Origin of the sequence: Mycobacterium kyogaense (assembly GCF_003254575.1) — a bacterium.
Taxonomy (GTDB): Bacteria; Actinomycetota; Actinomycetes; order Mycobacteriales; family Mycobacteriaceae; genus Mycobacterium; species Mycobacterium kyogaense.
Map to the genome: position 1 here is coordinate 50,860 of NZ_QJUA01000020.1, position 22,066 is coordinate 72,925.

Genomic DNA, 22,066 nt, shown 5'->3' on the forward strand with positions numbered 1-22,066 from the left:
GTAGGGAGGAACACCGTGAGCTGGCAGGAGATCCAGCCGTTCCTCGTGGCGCTGGCCATCGGGCTTCTGCTCGGCTTCGAGCGAGAACGCAGCCACCGTCGCAAACTGCCGGCCGGATCACGGTCATTCGCACTGCTGTCGCTGGGTGGAGCCGTCGCGGCCGGCTTTGGCCCGTGGGTCGTCGTCATAGGGCTTGCCGGTGTCAGCGCCATCTCGGCGTTGGCGTACTTTCGCACCAGCGAGGAGGACCCGGGCACCACGACGGCGATCGCCGCCCTCCTCGCCTACATGCTCGGTGCGCTGTCCTACACCCGCCCGACGGTGGCCGTAGCCCTGGCCGTCATCGTCGCCGGACTCCTGGTGTCCAAGGCCAGAATTCATCGCTTCGCCCGGCAGATCATCAGCGAAATCGAAGTCGAAGACGCCATCAAGTTCCTGGTCGTGGCGTTCGTGATCCTGCCGCTGTTACCCGACCGGCCACTGGGACCGTATGGCGTGCTCAATCCGGAGAGGATCTGGCTTCTCGTCGTCTTGCTGACGGGGATCGGTTGGCTCGGTTACGTCGGTGTGCGCGCCCTGGGGCCCGAGCGCGGTCTGCTCGTCGCCGGCCTCGCGGGCGGCTTCGTATCGGCCAGCGCGGCAACGGCTTCGATGGGTCGGCTGGCCCGGACGGCCGCCGGCATCCGGGGACCACTGGCCGGCGCTTTGCTCGCCAGCCTCGCCACGATCGTGCAGATGCTCATCGTCATCGGCCTGGTCGACGTCGATGTGCTCGGTCGTCTGTGGCCACCCTTGATCGGGGCAGCAGTCGTCCTGGTGGCGATTGCCGCGGTCGTCTACCGGGGCGGCGCGCACTCGCAGCAGAACACCGACGGCGACGAGGCCGCCGCGTTGTCCCGCACGCGACCGTTCGCCCTGCGGCCGGCCCTGATCCTGGCCGCCGTGCTGACCGTCGCTCTGCTCGTTGCCCGATGGGGAGCCGCCGTCCTCGGCGCCCAGGGCGCGGTGCTTGCTGCGTTCGCCGCGGGCCTCGCCGACGCACACGCCGGCGCGGTGGCTGCCGCCAGCCTCGCGGCCAAGGGAGCTGTCACCGTCGACACGGCCCTTCTCGCGATCGCCGCCGCGCTGGGCTCGAACCTGCTCGTCAAGGTGGTGCTCGCGTTCACCGCCGGCGGCCGTCGGTTCGGCCTGCGGTTCATGGCCGGGATGGCCTTGCCGGCGCTCGTCTTCGGCCTCGTGCTGGCGGCCGGTTCCGTCGCGGCCTGATTCTGGTGGGCGCGGACGGTATCGAACCGCCGACCGCTGGTGTGTAAAGGGATCGGAACGTGTGAACCCGCGCGCGGCGGTGTCCGCCATGTCCAGGTCAGAGGCGGTTCGGATGTCCACCTCGTCCACGGTGTCCACGCCGTTCGTGCATGTCTTGGGACACCATTGGGACACTGGCGAACGCGCGTCCGACACGCCAGCGGTAGTGCGCAGACCGACACGCCCGAACGTGTCGGGGGCTCACGCGACAATCGGTCCATGGCCTCACCGAATGCCGCCGACGCCGCGCTGACCATCCCGTCGGACGGTCCCCACGCGAAGTTTGTGCGATACGCCCGCGCGGTCGCCAAGGACCGTCAACCGCTGTTCCCCATCACCCCCGCGACGCGGCCACTCGTCGTCGGGCTCGACCTGCGCACGCTGGGACCGCAGCCGTCGGATTACGAGGACCTGGTGCACGTCCTCCGACGCGATGTCGTCACCCCGATGCTCATGGTGTTCGAGGATGACGACGACGCACTGGCCACCGCGTGGATCGAGGCGTGCGAGGTCGAGGAGCACTACGTCATCCACTACACCGACCCGCAGAGCGTGGGCCGATTCCTGGACTCGGTGGAGTTCAGCGTCTCGACCATGCGCGGAGAGGAGAGTTGGGGGTGGCGGAAGTGCCACTTCTTCGACATCTTCGCCTTGTTCGACGCGCAGAACACGACCGCCGACGACATCAGCAATGACGACCGCATACGGGGGGCGGTGCTCGCCTCTGCCGGGTTCGGGCTCGGTACCGACGTGGTGGTGACGCTTGCGCCGTCGGTTGGTCGGGCCGATGTGGGCGACAACGACATCGTCACCTCGGTCACCCCTGACGATCTGCACCCGGTGTTCGGTCACTACCTGCGGATGACCGGCAACCGGACCGTCGCCGAATATCGGTACAGCACTTCCTACGGCAGTGCCACCGAGAAGATGGAACCCCCGTCGATGAAAGAGGTGTACGACATCGGGCTGGGCAGCCTGGTCGCCTGGCTCGACATGTTTCGCCTCGTCGCCGCACAACTCGGGGACATTCGTGCGCTGGCGGAGATCGAGACCCTACGGACACGAATCCGCCGCGCCGCGCGGGCGCTCGATGAGGTCATCGCTGCACTGAGCCGCACCAACGGTCACGACGCCGCACCGACGACGGACACCATCGAGTCCGTCAGCGAGGCGTTCGACCGCGAGATGCTCTATTTGATGGCGGTTTTCGACGGCTACGGGCGTGCGTTCGTTCGGTGGCTCGACCCCACCTCGGGCAAGGACTTGCGCAAGTCGCTGCACTCGTCCAAGACACTCGATGACTACGTGGAACCCAACTACCCCGACGCGCCGGAATTGACCCGATTGCGCGAGTTGCAGCGGTTCGCGTTCGCCTGCTCTCAACTCCGCAACCGCATCCACGATGCCGTCCTGCCCACCGGATCGTTCACCAACCGGACCTACGGCAACAGCCAAGCCATCGCCATCGACCTCGGCCAGACCGATGTCGAGTTGACGCAGGAGCTAGTGGACCGGCTCGGTGTGTGGCGGGCCACTCCGCCCAACGCGATCTTCGGGCAACCGACGACCGTGGCCGAAGTCGCGACCACGGCCGTCGAGTTGTTCAGAGCCAGCCTGGAATACATCGACCTGTTCACCTATCTGGTCATGTGCACGAAACCGGCCAACGCGTCCGACGCCATCGAATTGCTCGGCAAGGTCACCGATACCGGGTACCGACCACCAGAACTCCATCCGACCGAGGCGCTCTATCGGCGGCTGTTCCGCTGGGACTAAGCCATCACGCGGCCCGCCGCCGCGTGGAATTGAACCCGGCGGACTCGGCGGTCCACAGGTCGTCTCGGTGCCACTGGTGCCCGCACCCGGCGCACTCATAGCGGCACAGCGCCCACGCCCCGCCGCCTCGGCTGACCTCGGTCGGCTCGGTGAGAGTGGCGCGGCGCACCCGGCTGTCGGCGTGGTGCCCGGCCGGGTTGCACTCGGGGCAGTAGTCGTCCAGGAACTGCAGGCGGCGGCTGTCCGGCGCGGTCGTCGTCGTCACGGTGTCTCCTCGGTGTCGTTGGTGAGGTGGCCCCGCGTGGTTGTGGTCCGTCGTCAGGTGAGGGGCGGCACCGGGCGCATCCCGGCCCGCAGCCCGGCGAGTTGCGAGCTGGTCGGCCCGCCGCCGTCGGTGACCCCGGGGCGACGTTCGTACTCTCGGCTGTGGTCAGGTCGCCAGTGTGTCACTAGAGCGTGCATGTCGCAGCATCGAATTACATTGCGAGAGAGGCACTTTCCCGACTAATACGGTATTGTCGCACCCGCTGACGTGGGCGTCGCCCCTATTCGGCGAACGGAAACCGGCCCGCGATTGATGCCGGGTTCAGCGTGTCGGTGGCGGTCAACCGATCCGGCGGTCCTGCGCTGATGGTGTGCGCAGCCTCGACGTGATTGATTCCGAACTACGCCCGCTCGTCGCGGTGCGCCGAGCGGCGGTGGAGGACGGCCGCGCGCCCATCCTCCACGTCATCGACGGCCCCTTGGACGAACGGGCGAGCACGCCGCCGGTCGGGACCGAGACCCGTCACCCACCTGGTGACGGGTTCGGTCATCCGACGGTCGGCCTACTTCTCGATCAGGAAGTCGTACAGGCCGAGGCCACGGGCATCGCAGTCGTTCTGCGTCAGGGTGTTGTTGCACTCCTGGCAGTGACCAGATCCGTGTCCGTCGTAGGTGCGGTGGCTGTTCATCTCCACCACCTCCTCACGGTCGAGCGAACCCTGCCGGGCGATAGCTCGGTCGGGACACGGCGTGCCGGTCGAACTGACGGAGTTCCTAGCGCCCCGGCCAGTCCAGCAAACCATGCGAGATCCAGGATAGTAGCTCTGAACTGCATGTCTAGCCCCAGTTTTGGCAGCAAAGCTATCCGAAACCGACGGGGCGAGAACGTGACCCCGATAGGTTCGGCGGCATCGTTTTTGCAGGGTCATGTTGCGAGATTTAACACGCCGTTAACAATTTGCCGGCAAAAGGCCAGGTCGGCATCCAGAGTCTTCCGCGCCACGTCTCGGCGCGCAACCCCGACGGGCACGGCGAAATAAGTGGTTGAGCAAACTCCCGCTTGGGCGTGTCGCACGGCGTCAGTCGCCGTCGCCAACGTCGGTGAACTCGCGCATGACTTTGCCGACCAACGCGCGAGAAGCACTTCGAGCCGCCCTGGCCGGTCGGGGTGCCGCAGACGGTTAACCGATCCGGCGGCGCATCCACGCGGGCGGCGCTGCGCGGGCACGACGGGCCACGTCGGCGGGGTTGACGGTGTACACCTGTCCGCCGTGGGTCAGAACGTCGTGGGCGACGACGGTGGCCGCCAGGTTGTCGGCCTGGTGGTCGCGCTCGCCGCCCTGCCAACTCACGGCGGCGTTCTCCCAATTGGGCAGCGACCCGACCAGGCGGGTGGTGCCCGTCTCCAACCCCTGAACGAGCTTGGCCGACCGCTGCATTGCGTTTCCCCGACCCCGGCCGCTGCTGCTACGCGGCGGCCAGGCCGACACGATGATGTGGTGCGGCGGGTTGTGCCGGGCCAGGACGGTGCGCACCACCGACAGGTACCCCTCGCGCGCGGCGAACGACTCCACCGCGATCTCGGTCGCCCCCGTGTCGGTGGCCAGCCGCACCGCCGCCTCAGCCCACTGGTCGGGGGTCATGGGCGCGCTGATGTCGCGGTGGACGACGACCGCACCCTCGGCGGTCAGGCTGGCGGCCACGATGCCCGCTGCATCCCCCTGGCCGCTGTCGCACGGGTCGATGCCGACGACCGTGCGCAGCAGCCGCGACGGCATGGCCGAGAGGCGGTGTTGGTCAATCCATTCCTGACGGATGACGTTGCCCTCGGGAGATGCGGGCAGACCCATGAACTCGGCCCACCACGCCCGCTCGCCGAGGCTGCGGCGGCGTTCGGCGAAATCGGCAGCGGTGCGGCCCACCGCGCCCACCATGCACTCGCCAGGGGCGCGGCCCAGTGAGTCGGGCACGCCGTCGGCCGCCACCGCCGGGATGCTCACCAGCCGCCAGCGGTCGCCCTCCTCGGCCAGGAGCGTGCCTATCAGGTCCTCGCGGTGCCACCGCGTGCCGACGACGACCACCGACGCTCCCGGCTCGACGCGCGACATGAGCGTGGCGCGGAACTCCTCGGCGACCCGGCGGCGCAAGGTCGGGCTATCGGCATCCATCATGTTCTTGACGGCATCGTCCACGATCAGCAGCCCGTCGGTGCCGTGGCCGGTGATGCCGGACAGGATGCCCGAGGCGAGCAAGCCGGCCCGACGAGCGGGTGACGATTCGCCTGGTTGGTCACCCCGTGACTTACGTCGTGCGAGTGACGACGAGCCGGGGGTCCGGTCCCGTCCTTACCGAACTGACGTTGACGGCCGACGACGGGGCGGCGGTGGACTACGCCGCTGTGCGCGCGTTCTCGGTGCGCAGGCTGGCCGTCACCGCCGCGCAATGGATCGAACGACTCGGCGGTCAGATCGGCTACCCCGACGACACCGCCGAGGTCCACACGCAGCCCGAGAACCACGATCCGCGCGTGTATCAAGCGGCGCACATCGCCGAGCGGGCACTGGCCCTCGGTCAGCCGGTGCGCCCCACCGTGGCCGCCGAGTTGCACGTCAGCACCAAGACGGTGGACCGACTACTCAAACGGGCCAAGGCAGAGGGGTGGTTCGACGGCGAGCCGCTACCGAAACGGCCGCCGCCACGCCATCGGGATACCACTGCCACCTAGCCACCGCCACCACCGATGACCACAACCACGCACCGAGGAGACCACCCCGATATGACCACCACCGAGACCGGCCCGCAGCCCGCCAAGCGCAGCCGCCGCGCCGAACCGATCAGCAAGCGCACCGCGAGCAATGGCGCGACCACCTACGAGTTCCGCGCCGACGTGGGCACCAAGGCCGACGGCACCCGCGACCGCCGACGGTTCACCTACCGCACCCTGGCCGAGGCGCGCCGCGAGTATCGCCGCATCACCTCCGAGGTGGCGGCGGGCACCTACACCCGCCCCACCGCCATCACAGTCGCCGAGGCGTGCGACGCGTGGCTGGCCGGGCGGCGCGGCATCCGCCAGGTGACCAAGTACGGCTACGAGATGGACCTGAAACCCGTTGTGCGCCAACTCGGTGGGCGCAAGTTGCAGGCGCTCACCAAGGCCGACGTGGACGGCCTGGTGGCGTGGATGCTCACGGCGGCACGCACCGACCACCGCCACTACCGCGCCGACTCGCTGGCCGGTCGAGTGGTCGCGCTGGTGGCCGAGCACCCCGACGGCATCACCGCCGTCGACCTCGCTGCCGCGCTGCCCGGCGACGTTCACACCTCGCTGTCCGCACTGCTGGCCACCGGGCGGGTGACCCGGCTGCGCCGTGGTGTCTACGCCCCCGCCGCGCCCGAGGTCGCCGCCGCCGAGAAACGCGGCCTCAGCCCGCAGACGGTGCGCTCCACCCTGACCACGTTCGGCGCGGTGGTCCAGTCCTACACCGCCCAAGGCGTGCTGCCGCGAAACGTCGTGGCCCTGGTGGACCGGCCGAGAGACACCGACGCCGCCGGAGACATCGCCGAGCCGGACGACGCCGACGGCGCCGTGCGGTCGTGGACGCTGACCGAGGCCGAGCGGTTCCGCGAATCGGTGCGCAATCAACGCCTGTTTGCCTGCCTGTTGCTGTCCTGCTACGGGCTGCGCCGGTCGGAAGTGCTCGGATTGCGTTGGAGCACTGTCAATCTCGACACCGGTATGTTGGCCGTCCGGCGCGGCCGGGTGTCGGTTGGCGGTGCGGTGGTCGAGGGTGACCCCAAGTCACGCCGGTCGCGCCGCGAACTGCCGCTACCGGCGGACGTGACCGAAGCGCTGCGCAGCCTCAAAACCCACCAGCGCGCCGAGGCGATGGCGCTGGGCGTCGGGTGGTCCGAGGACCGGCTGGTGGCGGTGTACGAGGACGGCACCCCGCTGCGCCCGGACGGCTACACCGACGAGTTCCATCGCCTGCGCAAGCGGGCTGGGCTGCGGCGCATCACGCTGCACGAACTGCGCCACACGTCGGTGTCGCTGATGCAGGACCGTGGCCACACCCCTCAGGTGGTGGCCGCCTGGCACGGCCACTCGCCCGAGGTCGCGTTGCGCATCTACACCCACGTCAAGGCCACCGAGTTGCGGGCGGCGGGCGCGGCGCTGTTTGGATAGCGGAGCGGCTTACCCCTTCTTCAGGGCTTGCCCGGCGCTGCGTTGCGAGACGCCCTTAAGGGTTCGGGCACAATGAGCCTTCGCGCAATGTCGTGACGCCAAGATGGGGGAAATAGCTTGCTTCTGGACTCAGTTGCCATTCAAGGATTCCGTTCGATCCAAGAGAATCTGACGATCGGCGTCGGATCGCCGACGATTCTGGCGGGACATAACGATTCCGGTAAGAGCGCGGTTATCGACGCCGTCGCATTCCTACTCGACGGGCTCAAGCTCACAGACCGTGATCGCACCTACGGAGCGCCGGGTCCAGACGGCACCCCGACGCGTGTCACCGAGACGGTGGTCGAAGGCACATTCCAGCTTCGCCCCGAGGAACAGGAGCAACTGTCGCTGCCAACACCGGTACGGATACGCCGCGTCTACCGAGAGAGCGGCACTGCTCTTGAGGTCCTCGCGGCAGTCCCGGTTGATGAGGCACTGCAGGATATCGGCGCACAAGACGTCAAAACCTTGAAGTTCAGGCTCGGCACGCTCGGTCTGTCCCAAACCGGTCTCAAACCCGAGTTGGTCGCACGACTCGAGGAATTGGTTCCCGCTGCCGATAAGTACGACACGTGGAAGCCAGCAAACACCGAGTTGAAGAGGGCGTTGCCGCGAGTGCAACGTTTTGATGCGACTTCAACACAAAATCCCGAGGAGGCTATTCTCGCCACCCTCAAGACGTCCTACGCGGCTCACACCGAGGACGAAACCATCAAGGGCGATCTGAAGAATCTGACAGAACAGCTTCAAGATCGGGTGGTTTCGGACGCCGAAGCGCTCCGTGAGCACATCAAGCAGAAATGCGGGGACATCGGCGAAATCCACATTCACCCTGTAGTGCGACTCGATAGCGGGCTCAAGTCTCTCGAAGTGAGCGCGGTCAACGAACGCGGCGAGCAAGTGCACCTCGGTCAGTCTGGAACGGGGAGGTCGCGCCGAATCGCCCTGGCCGTTTGGGAGTTCAATGCCGATCTTCTTAGCGGATCGGGCGAGGACACCGTGCTTCTCTACGATGAGCCCGATACTCATCTGGATTACCGAAACCAACGCGGCTTTATGAAGCTGCTCGATGAGCAGGCAAAGCTTCCGAATGTCCGCACGGTTGTCGCAACTCACTCGATGAATCTCATTGATGGAGTTGATATCTCCAACGTCGTGCACCTGCGGCACGTGGACAGCCGAACGACCGCTGATCAAATCACCGATGACTCCGAAGTCGGTGTTCATCTGGGCGCAATTGCTGCTTCACTCGGTCTTCGAAACACTGTCCTGTTGCATGAGCGGTTGTTTGTGGGCGTCGAGGGGCCAACCGAGAGCAGAGCACTCCCCGTGCTTTTCAAGCTCGCAACCCGTCGGCATCTACAGGCGTGCGGAATAGCCATATGGCCGTGCGACAACAACGACGGTGCCCTTCGTTTCGCGAAGTATTTGCACACACACGGGAGAGATGTCTTGATCGTTGTCGATGAGGACTCACGGGATCTCAAGATATTCTCGGAACCACGTTTGGCGGCTAACGGACTCAGCCTCAACACCCACGTGCTGACCGTAGGCGTTCGCGAGTTTGAAGACACGTTCACAGATGAGCAGTGGGCATCCTGCGCGAATGGCGCGTGGCCCAGGACAGATGATCGTCCGTGGGAACCATCGGACTTCTCTGCTCACCGGGAAGGCAAATTCAGTTCGCAGGTAGAGCGAATGATCCGCGAAAACAGCACTGTCGAAATAAGCGGCAAACCTGAAATTATGACCACTCTCGCCGTCGGACTTCGCACCCCTGACGAAGTTCCCGAGAAGCTACGGGAGTTGTTTGACGAGTTGATTACGCGCGCAGAGTATTAGCGAACGCGTCGGGCAACCATTCGGGCGCGACGTTGTGCGTTAGTCGGCGCGCTCCAATTGTGGTAACGGACCGAGGCCGCCCACTCAAGGCCGTGGGACCGCTCCTCGCGGCCGCACCACCGGCACCCGTTGGGGGCCGGAGCCCGTCTGTGACGGACGTGCGTACGGATCGACACAGCCGCCTCCTCGGTTCCTCGCGGGTCATATTAGGGTCCGGCACGCTCTGACCTGTGTCAATGACCAATTTCACAGGGCACGACACCGTTCCAACTAACCTGTTGCCCGCAAAATTTCTATCTGGCGGGCTCAGCGCGAGCTACCGGCGGGCAGCTGGGCTTGCTCACACCCCGGGTTGCGGCTTTCGGCGACAGTAAATACCGGCCAAACACCCCGGCTCACATGCCATATGCCTCGCGAATCAACGCAGCTTCACGCCGATATCCGATCTGGTTCAAGTATTGAAGCAACAACGGGATCGGCGGCCAGTTCCGCAGGGGCGGCCGTGACTCGACGCCAGAATAGATGCCGCCGCCTGGTCCACTGAATAGCCCGCCCCCCGGCCCGCTGTATAGACCGCCGCCGACGCCGGTGTACAAACCGCCCCCGACACCGGTGTAGCAACCACCGCCAACTCCGGTGTACAGACCGCCCCCGACGCCGGTGTAGGCACCACCGCCAACTCCGGTGTAGGCACCGCCACCAACGCCCGTGTAAGCACCACCACCGACGCCGGTGTACAGCCCGCCCCCGACACCCGTGTACAGACCACCGCCCACGCCCGTATACCGATTGCGCGGCCAACCGTTGGGATCAATCCAATCCATACCGCGGAGGCTATCTGCCGGGTCCGACAACTTTCGGCGGCCGCACATGCAACGCGATTGGCGCTTGGGACAACCTCGGGACACTGACCCGCTATCGAACACCCGATCCGGTGCGCGGTAGCTCCCGAGTATGGCACTGACCTGCAATAACTTTGGTGGGCGCGGACGGTTTCGAACCGCCGACCGCTGGTGTGTAAAACCAGAGCTCTACCACTGAGCTACGCGCCCGATCCCGGGCAGCATAATCGGCGACGGCGACGAACCCGAAATCCGCGCTGGTGTGCGTCTAGAGCGTGCGGACGCCCACAATCGCGATCTGCGTGCACACCACCGAGCGGCGCGCTCCGCTCTCAGTCGCTAACAGCCGCCAACGCCGCGCTCCACACCGCCTGATCGCGCGCCTCTCCCGGCTCCTTGCAGTCTGCGAAGCGGACCACGCCGGCACGATCGATGGCGAACGTGCCCCGGTTCGAGAAACCGGATGCGTCGTTGAAGACGCGATAGGCCTGACTCACCGCGCCGTGCGGCCAGAAGTCCGACAGCACAGGGAACGTGAAACCGCGCTGGGTCGCCCACACCTTGTGCGTGGGTGACGGACCCACCGAGATCGCGAGCGTCGCCGTCGTCTCGTTCACGAACTCGTCGAGATGATCGCGGATCTCGTCGAGTTCCTTCTGACAGATCCCCGTGAACGCGAGCGGGAAGAACACCAGCAGCACGTTCTTGGCGCCACGGAACGCGCTCAGCGTCACCCGCTGGTTGTTCTGATCGGCGAGCGTGAAGTCCGGCGCGAGGTCACCGACCGCGAGCACCGGCGCTCATCGCTTTTGTCGGCTCTTCGCGCAAGCGCTCATCGATTTTGTCGGCTCTTCGCGCAAGCGCTCATCGCTGCTTCGTGATCGCTTTTGCCTTCGGTTGCACCAGCCTGCTCGCGATCCAGTCCCCCAGATTCGCCGACGAGGTCTGCATCAGCCCGGCCGTCGGCGCGGACTCGGCGATCTCGGCGGGCTGGACGTGGCCGGGTTTGCCGGTCTTCGGCGTCACCACCCAGACGACGCCGTCGTCGGCCAGCGGCGTGATGGCGTCCATCAACCTGTCCACCAGATCGCCGTCGTCGTCGCGCCACCACAGCAACACGACGTCGACCACGTCGTCGGCGTCCTCGTCGAGGAGCTCACCACCGCACTCGTCTTCGATGTCGGCGCGGATGTCGTCGTCGACGTCGGAGTCCCAGCCCAGTTCCTGCACAACCTGATCTTTTTGGATGCCCAGCATGCGGGCGTAGTTCGGGGGGTCACCCGCCGACACCACGGTCAGTCCTCCTTGCGCCTAGTCGGCACGCTGTGCGCTGTGCCACGTCTGTCCAGTATCGTCGCACGCCGGGGGGTCACGGCAACCCGCCCGGGCACATCCGACGTCGAGCCGTCACCGATACGCCGCATCGCAGCGGTCCAGTGCGGTGGTCTTCGAGTCGTTCAGCGCCGCGATCGCTGCGTTGAATTCCTCGGCCGCATAGTTCCCTGCAATCGCGGTCGCAACCCCGCGAGCAGCGTCGACCCACCCGTTGAGCGCATCGCGCAGCTCCGTGGGCAGCGTGTCGGTGAAGCTGCCGGAGACCAGGTCAGCACTCTGGTTGAGCGCGTCGACCGCCGCCTGACCTTTGCCCGCCGCACCGGCAGGATCGGTGTTGAACGCGTCGACGTAGGTGTTGACCGCACCGATCGCATCGGCGCTGCTGGTGCTCATCGCCTCACAGGACGTGTGCACCGCCTGCGTCGTCATCGACGTCTGGCGCTCGGACTCGCGCGCCGACGAACTCGCCGCGGACTCCTGGAGCGAGGCCGACACCGACGCCCGATAGAGCGGCGCCTCCCCCTGGGGGGCCGACGGCTCACCGGAGGTGACGTTGGTGCAGCCGACGACGATCATCGCCAGCGCCGCGGCGCTGCCGATGGCGAGGGCGGACAGCCGCAACGGCGCAGCCCGTCGCCCACCGATACGCACGGTCTGCAGACGTTACCGGCCAACCGCTGGGCTGGGTGTACTAAATGCAACCGTTCGCGTGCGGCCCTGCACTTGCGGCAGGATGGTACGAGGATGTAACCCACCGTGCACGGCGCGAAGCGAGCAGACCCACTCGACGGACCGCGTGTGCTCCACCGCCTGACAAGGAGCGGCAGTTGACCACCGAGTTCGTGCGCCAGGATCTGGCCCAAAACTCCAGCAGCACAGGCGAACACGATCGTGTTCGTGTCATCCGGGAGGGGGTCGCGTCCTATCTGCCCGACATCGACCCCGATGAGACCAGCGAATGGCTGGAGTCGTTCGACGATCTGCTCGAACGCTCCGGCCCGTCCCGCGCTCGGTATCTGATGCTGCGCCTGCTCGAGCGCGCCGGGGAGCAGCGAGTGGCCATCCCGTCGCTGACGTCGACCGACTACGTCAACACCATTCCCACCGAACTCGAGCCGTGGTTCCCGGGCGACGAGGACGTCGAGCGCCGCTATCGCGCGTGGATCCGCTGGAACGCCGCCATCATGGTGCACCGCGCGCAGCGGCCCGGCGTCGGCGTCGGCGGCCACATCTCCACCTACGCATCATCGGCGGCCCTCTACGAGGTCGGCTTCAACCACTTCTTCCGCGGCAAGGCCCACCCGGGCGGCGGCGACCAGATCTTCATCCAGGGCCACGCGTCACCGGGCATCTATGCGCGTGCGTTCCTGGAAGGTCGACTCAGCACCGACCAACTCGACGGCTTCCGCCAAGAGCACAGCCACGCCGGCGGCGGCCTGCCGTCCTATCCGCACCCGCGCCTGATGCCGGACTTCTGGGAGTTCCCCACGGTGTCGATGGGCATCGGTCCGATGAACGCGATCTACCAGGCCCGCTTCAACCACTACCTGCACGACCGCGGCATCAAGGACACGTCCAACCAGCACGTGTGGGCGTTCCTCGGTGACGGCGAGATGGACGAGCCGGAGAGCCGCGGGCTGATCCAGGTCGCCGCGAACGAGGCGCTGGACAACCTCACGTTCGTCGTGAACTGCAACCTGCAGCGCCTCGACGGCCCGGTGCGCGGCAACGGCAAGATCATCCAGGAGCTCGAGTCGTTCTTCCGCGGTGCCGGCTGGAACGTCATCAAGGTGGTGTGGGGCCGCGAGTGGGATGCGCTGCTGCACGCCGACCGCGACGGCGCCCTGGTGAATCTGATGAACACGACGCCTGATGGTGATTACCAGACCTACAAGGCCAACGACGGCAGCTACGTACGCGACCACTTCTTCGGCCGCGACCCCCGGACCAAGGCGCTGGTCGAGCCGATGACCGACCGCGAGATCTGGAATCTCAAGCGCGGCGGCCACGACTACCGCAAGGTGTACGCGGCCTACCACGCCGCGATGGAGCACAAGGGCCAGCCGACAATCATCCTGGCCAAGACCATCAAGGGCTACACGCTGGGCAAGCACTTCGAGGGCCGCAACGCCACGCACCAGATGAAAAAGCTTGCGCTGCAAGACCTCAAGGATTTCCGCGACGCTCAGCGCATCCCGATCTCCGACGAGCAGCTGGAGAACGATCCCTACCTGCCGCCGTACTACCACCCCGGCCCGGAGGCACCGGAGATCCGCTACATGCTCGACCGGCGCCGCGCCCTCGGCGGTTCCCTGCCCGAACGCCGCACCAAGACAAAGGCGCTCACGCTGCCCGGCCGCGACGCCTACAAGGCGCTGAAGAAGGGCTCGGGCAAGCAGGAGGTCGCCACCACGATGGCGACGGTCCGAACGCTGAAGGAACTGTTGCGGGACAAGGAGATCGGCAAGCGAATCGTGCCGATCATCCCCGACGAGGCGCGCACCTTCGGGATGGACTCCTGGTTCCCCAGCCTCAAGATCTACAACCGCAACGGCCAGCTCTACACCTCGGTCGACGCGGAACTGATGCTCGCCTATAAGGAGAGCGAGGTCGGCCAGATCCTGCACGAGGGCATCAACGAGGCGGGTTCGACGGCGTCGTTCACCGCGGTCGGCACGTCGTATGCCACCCACAACGAGCCGATGATCCCGATCTACATCTTCTATTCGATGTTCGGGTTCCAGCGCACCGGCGACGGCCTGTGGGCGGCGGCCGATCAGATGGCGCGCGGCTTCGTGCTGGGGGCGACGGCCGGGCGCACCACGCTGGTCGGCGAAGGTCTGCAGCACGCCGACGGCCACTCGCTGCTGCTGGCAGCGACCAACCCCGCCGTCGTCGCGTACGACCCCGCGTTCGCCTACGAGATCGCCTACATCATCGAGAGCGGCCTGCACCGCATGTACGGCGAGAACCCGGAGAACATCTACTTCTACATGACGATCTACAACGAGCCCTACGTCCAGCCGGCCGAGCCGGAGAACGTCGACGTCGAGGGTCTGTTGCGCGGCATCTACCGCTACCAGGAGGCGTCGGAGAAGAAGAGTCACCGTGCCCAGATCCTGGTCTCCGGCGTCGGTATGCCGTCGGCGCTCAAGGCGGCCGAGATGCTCGCCGAGGAGTGGGATGTCGCGGCCGATGTGTGGTCGGTGACCAGCTGGGGTGAGCTCAACCGCGACGGTGTGGCCATCGAGAAGGAGGCGCTGCGCCATCCGGACCGGCCCGCCGGCACGCCGTACGTGACGCAGGCGCTCGCCGACGCCGAAGGCCCGGTGGTGGCCGTGTCGGACTGGATGCGTGCGGTTCCCGAGCAGATCCGGCCGTGGGTGCCCGGCACCTACATCACGTTGGGCACCGACGGGTTCGGCTTCTCCGACACCCGGCCCGCGGCGCGGCGGTACTACAACACCGATGCCGAGTCGATCACCGTCGCGGTGCTGGAGGGCCTGGCCCGCGACGGCAACATCGACATGGAGAAGGCGGTCGAGGCGGCGCGCAAGTACGAGATCGACAACGTGATGGCGGCGCCGGAGCAGACGTCGGACCCCGGAGTCGCGTAGCAGACGACATCAGACACCGAGTCGCGTAGCCGACGACATCAGACACCGAGTCGCGTAGCAGTTTGGAGGTCTCCTCCAAACAGAGGCGTAGGTTTTAGGGATGGCCGACAACAATCGGTTCATCCCGCCTCCCTCGACCGTCGAGGTGCTGGAGAACGTCCCCGACTCGGTGCTACGCCGGCTGAGTCAGTATTCGGGCCGGCTCGCCACCGAAGCGGTGCAGGCGCTGGGTGAGCGACTGCCCTTCTTCGCCGAGCTCGAGGCGTCCCAGCGCGCCAGCGTGCAGCTGGTGGTGCAGACCGCGGTGGTGAACTTCGTCGAGTGGATGCGCCACCCCGACAGCGACGTGAGCTACACGGCGCAGGCATTCGAGGTGGTGCCGCAGGATCTGCGCCGTCGCATCGCGTTGCGCCAGTCGGTGGAGATGGTGCGGGTGACGATGGAGTTCTTCGAGGAGGTCGTGCCGCTGCTCGCACGCGACGACAAGCAGTTGGCCGCGCTGACCGCCGGCATCCTGCGCTACAGCCGCGACCTGGCGTTCGCCGCGGCCACTGCCTACGCCGATCAGGCCGAGGCCCGCGGGGCGTGGGACACCCGCATGGAGGCGAACCTGATCGACGCCGTGGTGCGCGGCGACATCGGCCCCGACCTGCAATCCCAGGCCGCGGCTCTGAATTGGGATGCCACGGCGGCGGCGACGGTGATCGTCGGCGTGCCGCGTGCCGACCGGCTCGATCTGACGGCCGAGGACGTGCACGACGTCGCGGCCCGCAACGGTCGCGCCGCGCTGTGCGACGTGCACGGCACCTGGTTGGTGACCGTGGTGTCCGGCGGGGTGTCGCACACCGACCGGTTCCTGGCGGAGCTGATGACGGTCTTCGGCGACGGCCCCGTGGTGGTGGGGCCGATGGCACCCACCCTGGGTGCGGCACATCTGAGCGCCACCGAGGCCATCGCCGGGATGAACGCCGTCGCCGGGTGGGCCGGTGCGCCGAGGCCGGTGGCGGCACGCGAACTGCTGCCCGAGCGCGCACTGCTGGGTGACGCCAGCGCCGCGGCCGCCCTGGAAGCGGAGGTGATGCGGCCGCTGGCCGATGCCGGTCCCACGCTGATGGAGACGCTGGACGCCTACCTGGACTCCGGGGGCGCGATCGAAGCGTGCGCTCGCAAATTGTTCGTTCATCCAAATACGGTGCGTTACCGGCTCAAACGAATCGGCGATTTCACCGGTCGTGACGCCACCGTTCCACGAGACGCCTATGTGCTGCGCGTCGCCTCGACGGTCGGCCGATTGCGACGTCAGGGCCAGTCCAGCACCTCGTCGTCGTCAGGATCCAGCCAGGTCGACGCTGTTGCCTCCATCACACCGAGCGCACGTCCGCCGAGGTGACACGTTGCGCTTGGGTCTCGATGACGTCCCATCACATGCGGATTTGTGGGCAGTCCACAAAAACCTAAGAAAGAGTTCATAGTCTCTTACACGGCGCAAAACCGTCTTCACAATGTTTTCTTAAAGACGTGCCTGACAAGACTGTGCTTGCATTCCTCGCGCCCGGACAGGGCTCCCAGACTCCCGGCATGCTCGCCGAGTGGCTGGAGCTGCCGGGTGCGTCGGCGCGCATCGCAGCGTGGTCGGAGATCAGCGGCCTGGACCTCGCCCGCCTGGGCACCACCGCAGACGCGCAGGAGATCACCGACACCGCGGTGACCCAGCCCCTCGTCGTCGCCGCCACGTTGCTGGCCTACGAGGAGCTGACGCGCCGCGACGTGCTGACCGGCGACGAGCAGATCGTTGCCGCCGGACACTCGGTCGGTGAGATCGCGGCATATGCGATCGCGGGAGTCATCACCGCCGATGAGGCCGTGTCCCTGGCCGCGACCCGCGGCCGCGAGATGGCCAAGGCGTGCGCCGTGGAACCGACCGGGATGTCGGCCCTGCTGGGTGGCGACCAGGCCGAGGTGCTCGCCCGGCTCGAGGCCCTCGACCTGGTTGCGGCCAACCGCAACGCCGCCGGGCAGATCGTCGCCGCCGGCGCTACCGCCGCGCTGGAGAAGCTCGCCGAAGACCCGCCGGCCCGCGCCCGGGTCCGCCCGCTGGCCACCGCCGGCGCGTTCCACACGCGCTACATGGAGCCCGCGCTGGCAGAGTACACCGTCGTCGCGGACCGGATCACCCCGGTGGAGCCGTCGGTGACCCTGCTGTCCAACGCCGACGGCCGGCCGGTCGCCTCGGCGCACGACGCGATGACCAAGCTGGTCGCCCAGATGACGCGCCCCGTGCGCTGGGATCTGTGCACCGCCACCATGCGCGAGCTCGGCGTGAACGCACTCGTGGAGTTCCCGCCCGCGGGCACGCTGTCCGGAATCGCCAAGCGCGAACTCAAGGGCACCCCGACCCACCCCATCAAGACCCCGGCCGATCTCGACGGATTGGCAGAAGCACTGCGTGCCGTCTGAGCCCACGACTGCGCGACGCACAAGAAGACGTTTCACCCCAGGTAACACCCGATAAATAGAAGGAGCCACAGTGCCCGCCTCTCAGGAAGAAATCATCTCCGGTCTCGCCGAGATCATCGAAGAAGTGACCGGCATCGAGCCGTCTGAAGTGACCCCGGAGAAGAGCTTCGTCGACGACCTGGACATCGACTCGCTGTCGATGGTCGAGATCGCCGTGCAGACCGAGGACAAGTACGGCGTGAAGATCCCCGACGAAGACCTCGCCGGTCTGCGCACCGTCGGTGACGTCGTCGCCTACATCCAGAAGCTCGAGGAAGAGAACCCCGAGGCTGCTGCCGCCCTGCGCGAGAAGTTCGCGGGCGAATGACCCGGCCTTCCACTGCTAACGGCGGTTTCCCCAATGTCGTGGTTACCGCTGTAGAAGCTACGACCTCGATTGCGGCCGACGCCGAGGGCACGTGGAAGGGACTGCTCGCCGGTCAGAGCGGTATTCACGAGCTCACGGACGACTTCGTCACCAAGTGGGACCTGCCGGTTCGCATCGGTGGCCACCTGGTCGATCCCGTCGACGAGCACATGACCCGACTGGATCTGCGGCGCATGTCGTATGTCCAGCGCATGGGCAAACTGCTGAGCGGCCGGCTCTGGGAAAACGCGGGCAAGCCCGATGTTGACCCAGACCGGTTCGCAGTGGTGATCGGCACCGGCATCGGTGGCGGCGAGAAGATCGTCGAAACCTATGACCTGATGAACGAGGGCGGCATCCGCAAGGTGTCGCCGCTCGCGGTGCAGATGATCATGCCCAACGGTGCGGCCGCGGTCGTCGGCCTGGAGCTCGGGGCGCGTGCCGGGGTCATCACCCCGGTCTCGGCCTGTTCTTCGGGTTCGGAGGCCATCGCCCACGCATGGCGTCAGATCGTCATGGGCGACGCAGACTTCGCGGTCTGCGGTGGCGTCGAAGGCGGGATCGAGGCACTGCCCATCGCAGCGTTCTCGATGATGCGCGCGATGTCGACCCGTAACGACGATCCGGAAGCCGCGTCGCGCCCGTTCGACAAGAACCGGGACGGCTTCGTCTTCGGTGAGGCCGGCGCGATGATGATCCTCGAGACCGAGGAGCATGCCAAGGCCCGCGGCGCCACGCCGCTGGCCCGGATCATGGGCGCCGGCATCACGTCCGACGCCTTCCACATGGTGGCTCCGGCTGCGGACGGTCTGCGGGCCGGCCAGGCGATGAAGCGGGCGATGGAGACGGCGGGCTTGTCCCCCAAGGACATCGACCATGTCAACGCCCACGCCACGTCGACGTCGATCGGCGATACCGCCGAGGCCAACGCCATCCGTGTCGCCGGAGTGGAGCACGCCGCGGTCTACGCGCCGAAGTCGGCGCTGGGCCACTCGATCGGCGCCGTGGGTGCGCTGGAGTCGGCACTGACGGTGCTGGCCCTGCGTGACGGTGTCATCCCTCCGACGCTCAACTACGAGACGCCGGACCCGGAGATCGATCTCGACGTCGTCGCGGGCGAGCCACGGTATGGCGACTATCAGTACGCCATCAACAACTCGTTCGGTTTCGGCGGCCACAATGTGGCTCTGGCCTTCGGCCGCTACTAGGCCGTTCAGGGACACCGAGAGGACACGCGTCTGAGCATGGCTGCACCGACAACAGGGAACGGACTCCCCGACGTCGTCGTGACCGGTATGGCCATGACGACGAGCGTCGCCACCGATGCCGAAGGCACGTGGGCGGCGCTGCTGGAGGGCAAGAGCGGCATCCGCCTGCTCGATGACCCCTTCGTCGAGGAGTTCGACCTGCCGGTGCGCATCGGTGGCCATCTGTTGGAGGACTTCGTCGGGGAACTGACCGAGGCCGAGAACAAGCGGATGTCCTATCCGCAGAAGATGGCCACCGTGCTCGGACGTCGTGTCTGGCGCAACGCCGGGTCCCCCGAGGTCGACACCCACCGTCTGATGGTGTCGATCGGGACCGGCCTCGGCGGTGCCGAGGCGCTGGTGTTCGCCTATGACGGCATGCGGGACAGCGGCGTCGACGCCGTGTCGCCGCTTGCCGTGCAGATGTACATGCCCAACGGCCCGTCGGCCGTGGTGGGTCTGGATCGTGGCGCCAAAGCCGGGGTGGTCACCCCGGTCTCGGCGTGTGCGTCCGGCTCCGAGGGCATCGCGCAGGCGTGGCGCAACATCGTGCTCGGCGAAGCCGACATCGCGATCTGCGGCGGTGTCGAGCAACGCATCGAAGCCGTGCCGATCGCCGGTTTCGCCCAGATGCGCATCGTGATGTCGACCAACAACGACGATCCGGCCGGCGCCTGCCGCCCGTTCGACCGTGACCGGGACGGCTTCGTGTTCGGCGAAGGCGCTGCACTGATGGTCATCGAGACCGAAGAGCACGCCAAGGCGCGCGGCGCCACGATCCTCGCGCGTCTGATGGGCGCCAGCGTCACCTCCGACGGCTACCACATGGTCGCTCCCGACCCCAACGGTGAGCAGGCAGGTTATGCGATGACGCGCGCCATCCAGCTGGCCGGGCTGCAGCCGAGCGACATCGACCACGTCAATGCTCACGCGACGGGCACCAGCGTCGGCGATGTCGCCGAAGGCCAGGCGATCAACAAGGCGATGGGCGGGCATCGGCCCGCGGTCTACGCGCCGAAGTCCGCTCTCGGCCATTCGGTCGGTGCGGTCGGCGCGGTCGAGTCCATCCTCACCGTCCAGGCGCTGCGCACCGGCGTCATTCCCCCCACACTCAATTTGAAGAACCTCGACCCCGAGATCGACCTCGACGTCGTCGCGGGCGAGCCTCGGCGGGGCAACTACACCTACGCCATCAACAATTCGTTCGGTTTCGGCGGGCACAACGTCGCACTCGCCTTCGGCAAATACTGAAAGCAGGAGACATCTATGACCACCATCGAGAATCGCCCCGCCACCGACGTCAACGAGTCCCTCGATCCGCGCGACCCGATGCTGCGGTTGGCGACGTTCTTCGATGACGGCAGCGTCGAGCTGCTGCACGAGCGCGACAAGTCGGGTGTGCTGGCCGCCGCAGGCACCGTCAACGGTGTCCGCACGGTGGCGTTCTGCACCGACGGCACCGTGATGGGTGGCGCGATGGGCGTCGACGGCTGCAAGCACATCGTCGATGCCTACGACGTCGCGATCGACGAGCAGAGCCCCATCGTCGGCATCTGGCACTCCGGCGGTGCGCGGCTGGCCGAGGGTGTCAAAGCGCTGCACGCGGTCGGTCTGGTCTTCGAGGCGATGATCCGCGCGTCCGGCTACATCCCGCAGATCTCCGTGGTGGTCGGCTTCGCCGCCGGCGGCGCCGCCTACGGCCCCGCACTGACCGACGTCATCATCATGGCGCCCGACAGCAAGGTGTTCGTCACCGGACCTGACGTGGTGCGCAGTGTCACGGGCGAGGACGTCGACATGGTGTCGCTCGGCGGACCCGAGGCGCACCACAAGAAGTCCGGTGTGTGCCACATCGTCGCCGACGACGAGCTCGACGCCTATGAGCGCGGCCGCCGTCTGGTCGGACTGTTCTGCCAGCAGGGCCACTTCGATCGCACGAAGGCCGAGGCCGGCGACACCGACCTCAAGGCGCTGCTGCCCGAGTCGGCACGCCGCGCCTACGACGTGCACCCGCTGGTCGAGGCGCTGTTGGACGAGGGTGTGCCGTTCGAGGAGTTCCAGTCCCGCTGGGCCCCGTCGATCGTCGTCGGTCTGGGCCGGCTGGCCGGCCGCTCCGTCGGTGTCATCGCGAACAACCCGCTGCGTCTGGGCGGCTGCCTGAACTCCGAGAGCGCCGAGAAGTCGGCTCGCTTCGTGCGGCTGTGCGACGCGTTCGGCATCCCGCTGGTCGTGGTCGTCGACGTGCCGGGCTACCTGCCGGGCGTGGACCAGGAGTGGGGCGGCGTGGTCCGTCGCGGCGCCAAGCTGCTGCACGCGTTCGGTGAGAGCTCGGTGCCGCGCGTCACGCTGGTCACCCGCAAGATCTACGGCGGTGCGTACATCGCGATGAACTCGCGGTCACTGAACGCCACCAAGGTGTTCGCGTGGCCTGACGCCGAGGTGGCCGTCATGGGCGCCAAGGCAGCCGTCGGCATCCTGCACAAGAAGAAGCTGGCTGCCGCCGCCCCCGAGGAGCGCGAGTCGCTGCACGAGGCGCTGGCCATCGAGCACGAGAAGATCGCCGGCGGTGTCGATTCCGCCATCGAGATCGGTGTCGTGGATGCGAAGATCGATCCCGCGCACACCCGCAGCGTGCTCACGCAGGCGCTCGCCGAGGCGCCGATGCGCCGCGGCCGCCACAAGAACATCCCGCTGTAAGCCCCGCGAGCAGACGCGAACTCGAGTGATTCCGGCCGGAATTGCTCGAGTTT

Annotated in this window: 19 protein-coding genes and 1 tRNA gene; 12 read left to right on the forward strand and 8 right to left on the reverse strand. The window is 67.0% G+C overall.

Annotation, left to right across the window (positions count from 1 at the left end):
• Positions 1-15: 15 nt before the first annotated feature.
• A complete protein-coding gene (locus tag DMB80_RS15205) occupies positions 16-1,266 on the forward strand; it encodes an MgtC/SapB family protein (RefSeq protein ID WP_111510615.1) in 1,251 nt (416 codons plus the stop codon).
• Between the two features lie 258 nt (positions 1,267-1,524).
• Positions 1,525-3,081 (forward strand): hypothetical protein, encoded by a 1,557-nt coding sequence (locus DMB80_RS15210; RefSeq protein WP_111510616.1) that lies wholly within the window; start codon positions 1,525-1,527, stop codon positions 3,079-3,081.
• 4 nt (positions 3,082-3,085) lie between these two features.
• On the opposite strand, the gene DMB80_RS15215 is transcribed toward DMB80_RS15210, so the two are convergent.
• From DMB80_RS15215 to DMB80_RS15220, 4 genes are all read right to left on the reverse strand, one after another.
• Positions 3,086-3,346: a hypothetical protein gene (locus DMB80_RS15215; protein WP_111510617.1), complete on the reverse strand. Its 261-nt coding sequence runs from the start codon at positions 3,344-3,346 to the stop codon at positions 3,086-3,088.
• 400 nt (positions 3,347-3,746) lie between these two features.
• Positions 3,747-3,896: a hypothetical protein gene (locus DMB80_RS28150; protein ID WP_162938544.1), complete on the reverse strand. Its 150-nt coding sequence runs from the start codon at positions 3,894-3,896 to the stop codon at positions 3,747-3,749.
• 12 nt (positions 3,897-3,908) lie between these two features.
• A complete protein-coding gene (locus DMB80_RS28825) occupies positions 3,909-4,034 on the reverse strand; it encodes a hypothetical protein (protein ID WP_276131549.1) in 126 nt (41 codons plus the stop codon).
• A 492-nt stretch (positions 4,035-4,526) separates the two neighbouring features.
• A complete protein-coding gene (locus DMB80_RS15220) occupies positions 4,527-5,597 on the reverse strand; it encodes a hypothetical protein (protein ID WP_111510618.1) in 1,071 nt (356 codons plus the stop codon).
• 44 nt (positions 5,598-5,641) lie between these two features.
• On the opposite strand from DMB80_RS15220, the gene DMB80_RS15225 reads away from it, so the two are divergent.
• The 3 genes from DMB80_RS15225 (at position 5,642) to DMB80_RS15235 (ending at position 9,412) form a co-directional block, all read left to right on the forward strand.
• Complete coding sequence (locus DMB80_RS15225) at positions 5,642-6,070, forward strand: hypothetical protein (RefSeq protein WP_111510619.1); 429 nt, start codon at positions 5,642-5,644, stop codon at positions 6,068-6,070.
• Positions 6,071-6,121: 51 nt separating this feature from the next.
• Entirely contained in the window at positions 6,122-7,528 is a 1,407-nt protein-coding gene (locus DMB80_RS15230; RefSeq protein WP_111510620.1) for a site-specific integrase, read from the forward strand.
• A 117-nt stretch (positions 7,529-7,645) separates the two neighbouring features.
• Entirely contained in the window at positions 7,646-9,412 is a 1,767-nt protein-coding gene (locus DMB80_RS15235; protein ID WP_111510621.1) for an ATP-dependent nuclease, read from the forward strand.
• Positions 9,413-10,389: 977 nt separating this feature from the next.
• Here the strand turns inward: DMB80_RS15235 and DMB80_RS15250 are convergent.
• From DMB80_RS15250 to DMB80_RS15265, 4 genes are all read right to left on the reverse strand, one after another.
• A tRNA-Val gene (locus tag DMB80_RS15250) sits at positions 10,390-10,464 on the reverse strand.
• 122 nt (positions 10,465-10,586) lie between these two features.
• Positions 10,587-11,048 (reverse strand): peroxiredoxin, encoded by a 462-nt coding sequence (locus tag DMB80_RS15255; RefSeq protein WP_111510624.1) that lies wholly within the window; start codon positions 11,046-11,048, stop codon positions 10,587-10,589.
• 70 nt (positions 11,049-11,118) lie between these two features.
• Positions 11,119-11,547, reverse strand: a complete 429-nt coding sequence (locus tag DMB80_RS15260) for a DUF3052 domain-containing protein (RefSeq protein ID WP_046363400.1) — start codon at positions 11,545-11,547, stop codon at positions 11,119-11,121.
• 114 nt (positions 11,548-11,661) lie between these two features.
• Positions 11,662-12,240: a hypothetical protein gene (locus tag DMB80_RS15265; RefSeq protein ID WP_111510625.1), complete on the reverse strand. Its 579-nt coding sequence runs from the start codon at positions 12,238-12,240 to the stop codon at positions 11,662-11,664.
• 176 nt (positions 12,241-12,416) lie between these two features.
• Here DMB80_RS15265 and aceE point away from each other — a divergent pair, with 176 nt between their 5' ends.
• The 7 genes from aceE to DMB80_RS15300 all read left to right on the forward strand — a co-directional run bounded on the left by aceE (position 12,417) and on the right by DMB80_RS15300 (position 22,013).
• A complete protein-coding gene (gene aceE, locus DMB80_RS15270; RefSeq protein WP_048424047.1) occupies positions 12,417-15,206 on the forward strand; it encodes a pyruvate dehydrogenase (acetyl-transferring), homodimeric type in 2,790 nt (929 codons plus the stop codon).
• A 100-nt stretch (positions 15,207-15,306) separates the two neighbouring features.
• Positions 15,307-16,596, forward strand: coding sequence for a PucR family transcriptional regulator (locus DMB80_RS15275; protein WP_111510626.1), 1,290 nt, complete (start codon positions 15,307-15,309; stop codon positions 16,594-16,596).
• A gap of 143 nt (positions 16,597-16,739) precedes the next feature.
• Complete coding sequence (locus DMB80_RS15280; protein ID WP_111510627.1) at positions 16,740-17,663, forward strand: ACP S-malonyltransferase; 924 nt, start codon at positions 16,740-16,742, stop codon at positions 17,661-17,663.
• A 70-nt stretch (positions 17,664-17,733) separates the two neighbouring features.
• The gene (gene acpM / locus DMB80_RS15285; protein ID WP_111510628.1) at positions 17,734-18,030 is read left to right on the forward strand and encodes a meromycolate extension acyl carrier protein AcpM; all 297 of its coding nucleotides are present in this window, start codon (positions 17,734-17,736) and stop codon (positions 18,028-18,030) included.
• On the forward strand, positions 18,027-19,277 hold the full coding sequence (kasA, locus tag DMB80_RS15290; protein ID WP_111510629.1) for a 3-oxoacyl-ACP synthase KasA: 1,251 nt from the start codon (positions 18,027-18,029) through the stop codon (positions 19,275-19,277). Before acpM ends, kasA begins: the two co-directional genes overlap by 4 nt.
• Positions 19,278-19,313: 36 nt before the next feature.
• Positions 19,314-20,567: a 3-oxoacyl-ACP synthase KasB gene (kasB, locus tag DMB80_RS15295; protein ID WP_111510630.1), complete on the forward strand. Its 1,254-nt coding sequence runs from the start codon at positions 19,314-19,316 to the stop codon at positions 20,565-20,567.
• Positions 20,568-20,582: 15 nt separating this feature from the next.
• Positions 20,583-22,013, forward strand: a complete 1,431-nt coding sequence (locus DMB80_RS15300; RefSeq protein WP_111510631.1) for an acyl-CoA carboxylase subunit beta — start codon at positions 20,583-20,585, stop codon at positions 22,011-22,013.
• Positions 22,014-22,066: the final 53 nt, after the last annotated feature.

Coding starts and splice junctions, on each gene's coding strand:
- DMB80_RS15210 (WP_111510616.1), top strand. CDS start 1,525: ATGGCCTCACCGAATGCCGCCGACGCCGCGCTGACCATCCCGTCGGAC.
- DMB80_RS28150 (WP_162938544.1), bottom strand. CDS start 3,896: ATGACCGAACCCGTCACCAGGTGGGTGACGGGTCTCGGTCCCGACCGG.
- DMB80_RS28825 (WP_276131549.1), bottom strand. CDS start 4,034: ATGAACAGCCACCGCACCTACGACGGACACGGATCTGGTCACTGCCAG.
- DMB80_RS15230 (WP_111510620.1), top strand. CDS start 6,122: ATGACCACCACCGAGACCGGCCCGCAGCCCGCCAAGCGCAGCCGCCGC.
- DMB80_RS15275 (WP_111510626.1), top strand. CDS start 15,307: ATGGCCGACAACAATCGGTTCATCCCGCCTCCCTCGACCGTCGAGGTG.
- kasA (WP_111510629.1), top strand. CDS start 18,027: ATGACCCGGCCTTCCACTGCTAACGGCGGTTTCCCCAATGTCGTGGTT.
- kasB (WP_111510630.1), top strand. CDS start 19,314: ATGGCTGCACCGACAACAGGGAACGGACTCCCCGACGTCGTCGTGACC.
- DMB80_RS15300 (WP_111510631.1), top strand. CDS start 20,583: ATGACCACCATCGAGAATCGCCCCGCCACCGACGTCAACGAGTCCCTC.